We start from the raw sequence: 12,853 nt of genomic DNA on the forward strand, positions 1-12,853 counted from the left end.
CAGTATCATATTTTATTCAGAAATCATTAAGCGATAAATATCTAATATTTTCTTATATAGAATATTCTAACCTACAAAAAAGACAAGGTTGATATTAACCTTGTCTTTTTTGTAGCTCTCTCATTAATTCATCTACAATATATGCATCGCTCATGAGATATAGATCTCCAAGTCGGTGGACAATGCGCTGGTAGCTTTCGCTATTATAAAATATATCAAGTGCCTGTAGACTGGAAATATGCAGACGGGCAGCAAGAAGTTCTACAATGCTGTAATATTTGCCTTGCATTACAATATCAGCATTGGGGATTTCTTTTGAGAGAGATGGGAAAGGCAAAAGTATAGCATCCACAAAATGTAAGTGTTCGTCAATTACTTTTTGGTTCGTAATACAAATTTGATTGTTAGGCTCTTGATGAATCAAACGTGACAACGCTTCTTCACGAGTGTAATCACCACGCATATAAAGGTCAATAGTACGTATCACACGGTCATCTGCTATACCGCCTTCTATTATGTCATAATCCTGCCATATAACATTCCCTTGTCGACATGCTACAACAAAATCCAGCCAATGTGCATCGTAAGTGGTAAAGTGCAAATAATTAAAAGAAGAGTTGCGGCAGGCATCTATATCCAATGAATAAATATTGAGCCACACACTATTTTCATGGCGAATATCAGCTGTGCGAAGAGCCCAACGAACTGCCTGTTCCTTTAAATCAGTAAGATAAAAGCCCACTCCGAAATCAAGATTCGGTCGGCATACGCCAGCTAATGGTTGTTCTACACGGTAAGTAGAACCATGATAAACAGTTAACATGACTTATCTCCTTTTTGCTGTGTCGAAACTTGAAAAGGACGATAATCTTCCGGTAACCATTGTGGATCACGATGATAGATATATTCTAATAAAGAATCTACTATGTAGGCTTTGCCTTGGGTATGCAAAGTATCATAAAAAGCATTTATATAGCCGTCTATAGCACCTAATTCTTTTAGTTTATTATATACATCCGCACTATAGCGTCCTAACCGTTCAGCTGTATTCTCTATACAATAGATAATAAACTCTAATTGTTTTTCTTTGAGGGTCATATTATTTTCTCCTTTCTTATCTTAATCCATTAGCGAAAAAGATTAATATTAGCAAAGATAGAAAAGTTCCTTCTTTCTTCCAATTAATTAGTATAGTATATCACGTTTCCTTATGGAATATTAAATCAAAATCAATATACTTTCATTATAGTTTTATAGCTTTTTCTTCTTTCACCAATTTCCTCCATCTTTGAAATGCCCTCATCAGAGTTTCTTCCTGTACCAGTCCTACCATTTCGTAGTGCTCTACGAATTGTTCTATTGACTTTTTAAACATCACTCCTTTATTAAACTTATTATCCAATAGAAAGGAATATAATTCCGCTTTCATCTCCGTTTCTATTTCCTTTTCTATAATCAATGCACTATCGTTTCCGATATAGTTATAGACTTCCGGATTCTTCCCATTACGCGGTTTGGGCAGTACAAAGCAAATATTCCCAATTTCTTTCCATGAAGTATTTTGCGGATGAGGGACAGATAGTTGATGAAGGAAGTGATAAACTGGAGTAATGTGGGAGAGATGGATAGGGATAAGTCGTTTGGAAGAAGAAGGAGAAGGAGAGGAGGAATGAGACTGGTTCTCTGGATCGGGTTCTAAACTTTGTCGATATCGGACATACATATATCCAGCCAAATATGGCTTGATATTAATTGTAACTGTAACCATGGGAAATTTTTTAAAGTTTGTAATAAAAAAGTATGTATATACAGCCCTTTGGACTGTGAATTCCGTTTGGTTTATTGAGAATATTCCCATGGTTATCGGGACGGAATTCTTCTTTTTATAATAAATTGATATACAGTGTATTATAGATACTGTTTTTTGGTTTAAAACCAAGGAACCGTTCCTTTTAAAGGAACGCCCTGTTTCTCACCGAGGAACGCCTTGTTCCTTTTAAAGAAACGGATGACTCCTTAAAATCCGGGAACAAAACTAGTTGTAATATTCCGATATTTCAAGATGGATGATTGAAGCATTAAACAATACGTGTAAATATAAATAATCATTTTTATACATCGTTTATTTTACGCGTGTATAAACAACCGGTATGTCATGAAAGTTAATTGAATAGAATGGATAATAATTTAACAATGTTTACCGGATAAACCTTTTTTGAGAGTGTTAAAACTCGCTTCTTAGATGATTATGTGGCTATTTTGAGTGAAATTTCGGAATCTGTGTGCAATTTCAGAACGTTTTATTTTAATATATATTTCTTTTGTAAATTTGCAGCATATAATATTTAAATAAACATAAGCGAATAAGCAATAAATATACGCATTTTAATGAAGATACATGACATAGCAATTCTTTTTTTTATATTTTGGGGAAGCATTTCACAATGTGCGGCTCAAAAGATAGCGGTAAAAACAAACCTACTCTACGGTACATACGCCAGTTCACCTAATCTGGAAACCGAATTCGGGATTTCACCGCGAGGTACAGTAGATCTGGGTGCTGGCTTCAACTGGTTTACATCCGTTCATTCATCCTCAAACAAGAAACTGGTGCATTGGCTTGGCTCGGTAGAATATCGTTATTGGACGTGTGAAAGATTCAGCGGACATTTTTGGGGAATACATATACTAGGCGGACAGTACAACATAGCCGGTCATCATTTGCCGCTTCTATTTGGAGATGATTCCGGTCACTATCGCTATGAAGGATGGGGAATAGGCGGAGGCATTTCGTACGGCTACCATTTTCTTTTAGGCAATCGTTGGAGTCTCGAAGCAAATATAGGTATAGGGTATGTCAGACTACATTATGACAAGTTCCGATGCGAGACTTGTGGTGAAAAGACCGGAACAGAAAATCGCAACTATTTCGGACCTACTAAAGCAGCAGTTTCACTTATATTTCTTATAAAATAACAAAAACATGATAAATCTAAAATCTATCCTATGGCTGTTGCCTCTGTCACTGCTCGTTTCTCCATTACTATATGGAGAAAACCTGCCGGACAAATGGTATAAAGGAACGATACAAGCAACAGCCATCGAATTGCAACAAGTGGGGGATTCCCTACATATTCAAGTGCTTTATGACCTTGATAAAATAAAAGTCAGTTCCAATCATTCGATAGAACTGATACCGGTATTGATTGCTGCAAACCACCAACTGGAGTTACCGGAGATTTCTGTCAAAGGGCATAGTAATTTCCAAAACCTGAAACGTAAACTGGCTTTAATGAATACACAGGAACGTGATTTTTACCAGTCGGAAGCTCCGTACTATGTTGTGAAAGGATATGGAATAACCGAAGAAAAACAAATTCGATATTCCTTGGTCATTCCATTCGAATCGTGGATGAAAGATGCACGTTTGGATATAAAAAAGGAAGTAATGGGCTGTTGCAAACCGGGCAAGTTATTATCGACGTTTCCGCTTTTCGGTACCGTCACTTTGGAGCAACCGCCTGTTCCATATCACATCGTCCCGCATATCAGTTATGTCCGCCCCCAAGTTGAACCTGTAAAAAAACGTGAGATGTCATGTGAAGCGTTCCTGGATTTTGTTGTATCAAAGACCATCATAAGACCGGATTACATGAACAACCCGGTCGAACTGGAAAAAATATCCTCTATGCTTGCCGAAGTGAGAAATGATACAACTATTACCATTCGTGGAATATCAGTCATTGGTTATGCTTCACCGGAGGGTTCTGTCCTTTTTAACAAACAGCTTTCCGAAGGACGTGCAAAGGCACTTGTTAATTACCTTCTCCCTCGTTTCCCTTTCTCTAAAGAATTATACAAGGTGGAATATGGTGGCGAAAACTGGGAAGGACTACGTAAAATGGTTGCAGAGTCTGACATGGCAGAAAAGGATGGAATTCTTCATATTATAGATCACATACCAGTTGAAATAAACTACCGAACGAATACCAGTCGCAAGAAATCGTTGATGCTATATAAACAGGGCAATCCTTATCGGTTTATGTTGCGTGAGTATTACCCACATCTGCGTAAAGCGATCTGTAAAATAGAGTACGATGTTCAGAATTTTAATATAGAACAGGCAAAAGTGCTGATTCATAGTCGGCCACAAAATTTGAGCCTGAATGAAATTTATTTGGTCGCTCTCACTTACAAAAACGGATCGCCGGAGTTTATAGAATTGTTTGAAAAAGCTGTCAGTCTCTTTCCTGATGATAAGATTGCCAACCTGAATGCTGCCTCGGCTGCACTTTCGCGAGAAGACATTGCATTAGCAGAAAAATATCTTAAGAAAGCAGAGATTTCTGCACCGGAATATGAAAATGCCGTAGGAGTGTTGTACCTGTTGAAAAGCGACTATAAACAGGCAAAGCTACATCTAATCAAAGCTGCCGAATCCGGATTGGAACAAGCATATTTCAATCTGGAGGAATTGAATAAAAAGGAAGAAGATATTCGATCAATGACTAAACTAGATTATTGATTTTTTATTTATTATAATTATCATTTTATTTACAACATTTTAAAATTTAACAAAGATGAAAACAAAAAGTTTTCTATTATCTACATTGGTGACTTTTATGTTTGCCGGCTGTAGTAGTGATGATGCTCGGGAAGGGAATATTCCGAGCGGTGAACTGAATGGAAAGGCGTATCTGTCGCTTTCCCTGCAAAGTCACACATCCACTACAAGAGCAGAGAATGTAGTAGAAAAACCGGGAAGTTCAGGGGAAAGTAAAGCAGGGACAGTCAGAGTTTTATTATTTGACGAGGAAGATGTGTGCCTTGATGTGGTTAACTTTGACGATCTTACTGTTGGGAATAGCGGAGGAGAATCCGGTGGAACAGGGACCCCGGAAGCTGTAGCTAGCGATGCAAAATTAGTACCGGAGAAGACCAAAAAAGTATTTGTAGTTATCAATCCTTACACCGACGGGAATAAAGGGTGGAATTTAACTGCGGATGCTGTAAAAGGTAAACCTTGGTCTGCAATAAACACCGCTATTGAGACGATTATTGCCAATGTCACTACCACTAATCAATTCATGATGGTGAGCGCTGGTAAAAATACTGGGATAGAAGGAGCATTAACGAATGTAACAGTGCATAAGCCAAGTGGATATACCAATGAAGCCATAAATCAGGCAAAAACAGATGCCAAAAACAATCCTGCTGAAATTAGTGTAGATCGATTGAGTGCAAAAGTAGAAGTTGCGGTTAAAGACCCTTTCAGTACAAAACCTGATGGTGCCAAATTTACTTTCGATGGTTGGGAATTGAGTGTTACCAACAAGAATGTGAAACTGTATAGTGAACTTATCACTTATGACAATGCTACGAATGGAGCGGTTTATCGTCGAGATAATAACTATTTGCTTAGCGAACAGCCCGTTATTAATACTGGAAATAAAAAAACAGACGAAGCCAATCTGATGGCTGCTTTCGATTATCTGAAAAATATAGATAATGAAAGTGACGATATACCTGCTGTTGTACAAACAAATGGATCAAGTCTGTATTGTCTGGAAAATACAATGGAAGCTAAGGCACAGCAATTAGGATTCACCACCAAAGTCGTGGTAAAGGCTACGTATACTCCTAGTGGTTTGAACGAAAATAGTAGTTATTTCTCTTGGAAAGGAAACTATTATACATTAGACGCACTTAAAGAGGAATATACGAAGCATAGTGATGGTAGCGGGTTGAAAGTAGATTTGCCTATATTCTTAAAGAAAGCAAAGCTCGTGGCTGAAAGTGTCACTGAACAAAGTGCCATTAATGCCGCCGTAGCTGCTCTTACCGTAGACAAATTTACTGCGAAAACCGGTATCATCGGACGCTTCTGTGCCGTACGTTATTATCATGAATCTGTATGCTATTACGATGTCCTGATTCGTCATGATCAAAATGTAACAACCAAAATGGCTTTAGGTAGATACGGTGTGGTACGTAACAACTGGTATCACCTGGAACTTCAGAGTGTGAGCGGTCCCGGAACACCGTGGATTCCCGACCCGTCTGATCCTGATCCTACTAATCCTACACCTCCGGGTACCGATGATGATGAAGCAGACGCATACATTTCTGTAAAAATCACTATCAATCCATGGACTTACTGGACACAAGGTGTTGATTTGCATTAATAGATGAAAATCAAGAGACACATAAAGAAATACATAATAATCCTTGCCGCTTTTATGGCGGCAGGGATTACCGGTTGCGACGTCTTTCATGACGATCTCGACCAGTGTGACCTTTTTCTTGAATTCAGGTATGACTATAACATGGTAAATGAAGACTGGTTTGCCGATCAGGTGGAGGAAGTAAAAGTCTATGTGTTCGATGCAGAAGGGAAATATCTTCAGACATTCATCGAAAAAGGTAATCCGCTGAAAAATACGGACTATCGTATGCTGATCCCTTATCGACTGAAAGGCTGTACGGCTGTTGTATGGGCCGGAAAAACAGATGAGTTTTACCGGCTATCGTCAATGACTGCAGGTGATCCGATAGACAAACTATCCTTAAAATACGAACCCGATAATGACATGAGCAACAATCATCTTGATGCATTATGGCATAGCGGTCCCCTGCAAATGTTTTCTCCGGAGAACATAAGCAATACAGAAACTGTCAGCCTGATACGTAATACCAATGATATAACGATAGGCATTACACGAGGCAGCAATCAGGTCGATCTTTCAAAATACAATATACAATTGATAGCGGCAAACAGTATTTATGACTATAAAAATAATTTTGGAGATGGAAACAAGAACATAATTTACCACCCTTGTGCGGATGAGGAAGACAACAAACTATCTCTTCAGACCCGGCTCCACACGCTTAGATTCGTCAAAGATGTCGCTATGCCTTTTTCCATTACGGAGCAAACATCAGGAAAAGCGATAGACATTGGAGGAGAAACAACCATAAACCTTATTGACTACTTGCTGAAAAGTAAACCAGCAACGATGGGGGACCAGGAATATCTCGACCGCAGATATCAGTGGGACATTAACATCCGCATCGGAGATAAGGAAGAGAACGGTTATGTAGCATTAAGTATCACTATTAACAACTGGACCTACTGGTTCCAACCAACAGATATGTAAGCCGTTTTTTGAAACGAAATTATGGCACAATTAAGGATGAATATAACTATCAACATACAATTTTCGGCAAATGTCCTGCTTTTGACAATATTTGCTTTGTTTGCTTACTCTTGTACAAAGGAGAACGAAACAACAGGCGCACGTATTTACGAAGGAGAAAAGATACCAATGAGTATTAAAATGGGGGCACGCAATACTACTGCTGACGATGATGAAGTCATAAAATCCGTACGCGCAATTGTCTTTAACGACAAAAACGAATTGGTATACAACGATGTTTCTGATGCTTCCATAAACGTAGATAACATATATATCGCTCCCATAAGAGCGGCACGGGGATATAACAACATTTACATCATCTGTAACGAAACACCGGAGCTTACGGAAAAGCTCGCCGCCATTACATTGGAAAATGAAATAGAAAAAGTGACATTCTCTGCTATAGGTATTGTTGCTCCGCCACCTATGTATGGAAATGTGTCACGTGCCTATGTGGAGTCTCGTAGCGACGGAACAAATGCCACAGTTACCATCAATAATGTTACGACAACGGAACTGCCGATTGAGGTAAACCGTATGGTGTCCCGCATCAGCTTTACGGCAATTAAAAATATCACCAATGAGGATGAAGATTTTAAAGTAACCAAACTGAATGTAAAAGTGTGTCGTATGCCGGTCGCCACTACTATAGGAGAGGGGCAGGCATATACAGAAAATGTATGGTCGGATGATCTTACTATATCAGGAACAGGTGAACTCGATAATAACGGTACGTATACGATAAATGGAAATAACTACACCATTCCTGATAACATAGATTTCATAACGATTCCTATTACTTATATTCCCGAACATCTATTGTCCGAACCTCAAAATGCTTCACAAGCAACCTATCTTAAAATTGATGCACAATGCGTTCTTAAAAACGGCAGTACACAGGTACTGAACTGCATCTATCTGCTGAATATCGGTCAAGAGCCTCCTAAAAATCATAACCTGACACGAAACAACCATTATCGGATATACGCCACCATTACCGGCATGGGAGCAATGGGACTTTATGCGGAAATAGTGGCAATGGAGGAACATGACATCACTATCAACTGGAAACCTATTGACGGACTGGTTATTGTAAGTGACAAGGCTGCAGACTATGACGCCGTAGCCGATACGTCCAGAAATGTGAATATATGGAATGACTTTAGTGTTTATTCAGGGATACTGAAAGCATATCATTCAGGAACAGGATACAAGGATATCCTATTTAAATACGGCAGCCTGATAGCCATAAGTTCACCGGATGCAAATACGGAATTCACCCCACCTACCAATGCCACTATATTGAATGATGTACTTTGGTATCCGGGCTCGTACGCTCCTTTAAATATTACGGAATGGGCGGATATTCCTTATCTGGAAACGGATAAAATACCCACAGATAATACAATTGTCCAAGTGGCAGCGGGAAAGGGAGACCCTTGCAAACTTGCCGGACTGTCCGAATCTCAAATCAAGACTTTGGGGATTGTGGATAATAAGCAGTGGCGCATGGCTACTCCGGCTGAAAATCTAATATTGAAAACGGCAGCAGAAAATGAAAGTAATTCACAGGGTTATCCTTCATTCCATTGGCTATTTTCTCCACATAACAGATATAGGGATACGAACGGTATATCGCAAGGAGACCGTTCCAATGGATGGTATTGGGATAACAATGCTACCGTATTCCATTTTTCCGGAGAAGAACCGCAAAATGCAGAAATTCAAGAAAATATGGACAGGCAAAACGCGTATATGATCCGTTGTGTGCGCAATGAGATGATAAAAAGCCAACTGGAAGTAGGTATCATCAGCAGTCCTACTTATCAGGGAACTGAAACGAGCGGAAATGCTTATTTTGGTATTATCTCGAATATTCCTTACTGGACAGCAACACTTGTCACAGAAGGAGCATATGTGGGTTCAACAACCGAATTTGACGATTTCTCATTTGTAGCCGGAGAAACAATACATACCACCCATGGCGGTAACACTCAAAACATACCGATATACGTCAAACGTAAAGAAAGTACCTCACCGCGTTCATTCAGAGTGAAAGTGGAGGGGATCGGTTTGGAAGGAAAAACAGTAAATAAAATACTCACAGTTTCACAAAGCGGATATGATTTACGTGCAAAAACGGGATTAAGCAGCATGGGTAATATACCGCAAGAAGGAGGATCTTATACTACGACTATTAACCTCACCCCTACGGACGTAACAATCTCTTCCGGAAAACTGTATTTACAAATCACTTATGGAGGTGTCATAAGGTGCAAAAGTACTGAAGTACATACTGAACCGAATAAATATAGTTATGATGTTACTATAACAATTCCGGAAAACAATAGTCCAAGTATCGTTGAGCTTATAGGAAATATATATTTAGAGTATGAAAACAACTTGACAGTTCCTCTTGGCAGTCCGACAATTAAGCAGAACGGAACAATATCCTCCAACAATGAGAATTGAGGTGAAAGTATGATGATAAATAGACACAATATGACAATAAAAATAAAATATAATGTGTATTTCCGGACAGCTTGCATTGCTTTGTTTTCACTGATATTCACAAGCTGTACAAAAGATAAACTGGAAGAATTCGATCCAGGAAATGCTACCGGCAAAATGGTGATGGTCAGCCTGAATGTCAGCCTTCCTCCTGCTGTAGAGCCAACGTCTGTGAGCGGGTATGCAGTTACCAAGCCATTTTTTAGAAACAGAACCAATGCTGATTCGCCGTTTACGGTGATTTTGGGAGAGGGGCAAAAGGAATATGCAATAAACTCCAATACCCGGGTATCCGATGGTACAACCTCGTTATATAATCTTTGGCTTTTCCAGTTTCATGAGAATGGTTCGATTAACGGAAAACCCCACAAACTTAGTGATGTAAAGACAGCTATTAATGACATGGTAACTATAGATGTTCCCTTAGTTGTGGCAGATAATCAGACTTTATACCTGCTTGTACTGGGACCTAAACTTGATTATGATATGAGTGAAGTGGGAACACTTGATGATCTTAAGAAATGGAATTTCAAATATCTGACTAATGTAGAAGGACATACCCAATCGCTTATCACAGCTGATAATGAGGTGCCATTTGCCGGAGAAGTGTCAGGAGTCACTGTCGTAAACGTTGATGATGGTAAACGTGGCCTGGTGGAATACAACAAGCCCGTTGGTTTTGTAGGAGGTATTGAAGTCAGGAGGTTGATGGCACGCATTACATTACGCTATAAATTTGAAGTGGAGAATTACCAATTACAAGGACTGAAATTATTGAATGTCAACAATACGATTCGACTTTCCAACCCTTCAAAAAATACCGCAGAGGACACTTATGCCACGCTTGAAACTGTTGATTTTGAGGGACCCGATTCCAATGATTTCTATTCGGCAACCTGGTATGTTGCACAGAATTGTCAAGGGACGATAGAAAAAATTCTTAGTGAAAATCAACGCTACTATAAAATTGTTGATAAAACCCCTGCTGGGGATGCACCGCCATTGGGTACGCAGATTGAGGCATGGGCATACCCGACAACTGCATCTGCAACTGACGAATATGCAATTTACCAGATGTATGTTGGAAATAACAATACCAATAACTTTGACGTAGAACCCAACCATTTTTATAACCTACGTACTACCATAAATACAGACCTTACTTCGGCAAAGAATGACGAACGGATCAGAATGTATACCGCCAGTCAGTATGTAGAGTTTCATGCCAGCCAGAATATAAGCGTTGGTGGAGGAGCAAAATTTGATAATACTAAATACAACAAAGCGGGCGTAAGCTATGATCTTGATGCAGCCTATGATGTACGTCCCATAGTTATACAGACTCAAGGAAGGAAAGTGGAAGTTGGGATATATACGGATAATCTCTGTATCACAAAAGTTTCTTCTAATAAGAGTTGGCTCTATCTGTCTTCCTCATCTAATTATACAGATGCGTTCAACAATGTTGATGAGCCGCTGGCTACATCTGTCAAAGCAAATACCATACTTCCTACACAAGTGACGTTTTATCTTTACAATAATGAATATGTTTATGATGAAAACGGCAAATTGGTCAATCCCGGTGAAAATGATAAGGACGGAAAGCGTTCCCTATATATCAAAGTGACTACCACGACCGAAGGTGAAGGAGGAGGAGCAGTGCAAGCTTATCATATATTCAAGATGGATCAGCGACCGGCAGTATATGCCGGACGTTTCGGAGGAGAGAGAGATGCAGACGGAAACTATACGATGGGATTGGTACATGACAGATTGCCTGTGCGCGGCCCTAAATATTTAGAAAGTATAACAACTATGGGAACAATACAATATGGTTATGATAAAGTTGAAACAGCTGCATATTCATACGGAACCAATAATATGGATTATGGGAAAGAGGCAACGAGAAATTTGTCTGAAAATATTAGAAATCTTCCTTGGAACAACGAAAAAATAGCTGCCCCGCAAAAAGATGCATCTAGATATGTATTACTCTATCAATATCAATATCCGGCCAGCTCCTTTTCAGCGAGAGTTTGCTATGACAAAAACAGGGATGAAAATGGAGACGGACGAATTGATAAAGAGGAGATGAAATGGTATTTTCCGGCGTCTAATCAAATGATTGGTATGTATATAGGCAGTTTTTTAAACAACGAAAGCTTTCCAGGTAGTGCCACAACAGAAGATGGAAATGACTATGTCAAAAGATGGTACCAAGGGGTAAATTCTAATCAAAAAATGCAAACCGGATCATCCAGATGTGTCAGAGATATAGATATCTCGCTCGATACTGATTAATGATGACATGAACTAAAATAAATAAAGAACAAAATGAAAAGAATAACAGTCATAATCTTCGTATCTTTTTTTATCCTGCTGAAAGGGTATTCTCAAAAGATTGAAATATATGAAGAGGCGGGAATTAAGTATGCAGCTATTAAATCAATGGAGTTACCGGCAAACAGGGTGGAAAATAGAAGTGAAAACCCTGACTTTTATAAAACTATTCAATTATTTAAGTACACCGACAGCGGTATGGATACTGAACCCATTCAAGTTAACGGTGAGAATGTTTATGTAAAACGGATTACACGACATCCTTACAACGAGAATAATCAAACAATAAAAATCGTTTGGAAAGTATCGGAATACTTTATCATTTCTCCGGATAATGTATGTAGCGATGGAAATGATAGTGATGGAAAGAATGTGGGAGAGAAAACAATGAAATGGGCTACAGCGAACGGATACCTTGCTACGGCAAACACAAATAGTTATACTACGGCAAGTTTTGCAGTACCCAAAGGATGTGCAATGTATCGTGGAAAGGACGGGAAAGATGAACCTGGGACATGGCGGATACCTACATTAAGGGAGGGAAGCCTAATTATGATTTTTTATAAGGAATTAGAGAGAACCAAGGATAAAGGCACCGATTTCCAGCCGTTTGATTTGTCGTTAGATGATAAAAAGGGAACAGCTTATTGGTTGGCAACAGAAAATAATACTAGTGGGAGTGCATGGTCTATAAAATTTTATCCTATGGCAGTGAAATATACATCATCCCTTATCTCCAAGGGTAGCACTCTTTATCTCCGCTGTATCCGGGATATTCCATTAAAATGAGTTACGAACAAAATCAT

10 protein-coding genes are annotated in these 12,853 nt (G+C 39.0%); 7 read left to right on the forward strand and 3 right to left on the reverse strand.

Annotated features, from left to right (window positions below):
* Nucleotides 1-94: 94 nt before the first annotated feature.
* The 3 genes from Bovatus_RS03240 to Bovatus_RS03250 all read right to left on the reverse strand — a co-directional run bounded on the left by Bovatus_RS03240 (nt 95) and on the right by Bovatus_RS03250 (nt 1,768).
* The gene (locus Bovatus_RS03240) at nt 95-823 is read right to left on the reverse strand and encodes a DUF3990 domain-containing protein (RefSeq protein ID WP_004296046.1); all 729 of its coding nucleotides are present in this window, start codon (nt 821-823) and stop codon (nt 95-97) included.
* Entirely contained in the window at nt 817-1,098 is a 282-nt protein-coding gene (locus Bovatus_RS03245; RefSeq protein ID WP_004296045.1) for a DUF3791 domain-containing protein, read from the reverse strand. The genes Bovatus_RS03240 and Bovatus_RS03245 overlap by 7 nt, the downstream gene beginning before the upstream one ends.
* 145 nt (nt 1,099-1,243) lie before the next feature.
* Entirely contained in the window at nt 1,244-1,768 is a 525-nt protein-coding gene (locus Bovatus_RS03250) for a hypothetical protein (RefSeq protein ID WP_004318320.1), read from the reverse strand.
* A 620-nt stretch (nt 1,769-2,388) separates the two neighbouring features.
* Here Bovatus_RS03250 and Bovatus_RS03255 point away from each other — a divergent pair.
* From Bovatus_RS03255 to Bovatus_RS03285, 7 genes are read left to right on the forward strand one after another with little or no spacing between them, the layout of a single operon-like run.
* Complete coding sequence (locus Bovatus_RS03255; RefSeq protein WP_004296042.1) at nt 2,389-2,976, forward strand: DUF3575 domain-containing protein; 588 nt, start codon at nt 2,389-2,391, stop codon at nt 2,974-2,976.
* Nucleotides 2,977-2,983: 7 nt separating this feature from the next.
* Nucleotides 2,984-4,525 (forward strand): DUF3868 domain-containing protein, encoded by a 1,542-nt coding sequence (locus Bovatus_RS03260; protein WP_004296041.1) that lies wholly within the window; start codon nt 2,984-2,986, stop codon nt 4,523-4,525.
* A gap of 55 nt (nt 4,526-4,580) precedes the next feature.
* Nucleotides 4,581-6,185 carry an Mfa1 family fimbria major subunit gene (locus Bovatus_RS03265; protein ID WP_004296040.1) on the forward strand — a complete coding sequence of 535 codons (1,605 nt, stop codon included), beginning with the start codon at nt 4,581-4,583 and terminating at the stop codon, nt 6,183-6,185.
* Between the two features lie 3 nt (nt 6,186-6,188).
* Nucleotides 6,189-7,157, forward strand: coding sequence for a FimB/Mfa2 family fimbrial subunit (locus Bovatus_RS03270; protein WP_004296039.1), 969 nt, complete (start codon nt 6,189-6,191; stop codon nt 7,155-7,157).
* 21 nt (nt 7,158-7,178) lie between these two features.
* Nucleotides 7,179-9,668, forward strand: a complete 2,490-nt coding sequence (locus Bovatus_RS03275; RefSeq protein ID WP_004296038.1) for a fimbrial protein — start codon at nt 7,179-7,181, stop codon at nt 9,666-9,668.
* A gap of 30 nt (nt 9,669-9,698) precedes the next feature.
* Complete coding sequence (locus Bovatus_RS03280; RefSeq protein WP_052587819.1) at nt 9,699-12,008, forward strand: DUF4906 domain-containing protein; 2,310 nt, start codon at nt 9,699-9,701, stop codon at nt 12,006-12,008.
* Between the two features lie 33 nt (nt 12,009-12,041).
* Nucleotides 12,042-12,836 (forward strand): DUF1566 domain-containing protein, encoded by a 795-nt coding sequence (locus Bovatus_RS03285; protein WP_004296036.1) that lies wholly within the window; start codon nt 12,042-12,044, stop codon nt 12,834-12,836.
* Nucleotides 12,837-12,853 lie beyond the last annotated feature (17 nt).

The sequence above is a fragment of the Bacteroides ovatus genome (genome assembly GCF_001314995.1).
GTDB classification, from domain to species: Bacteria; Bacteroidota; Bacteroidia; order Bacteroidales; family Bacteroidaceae; genus Bacteroides; species Bacteroides ovatus.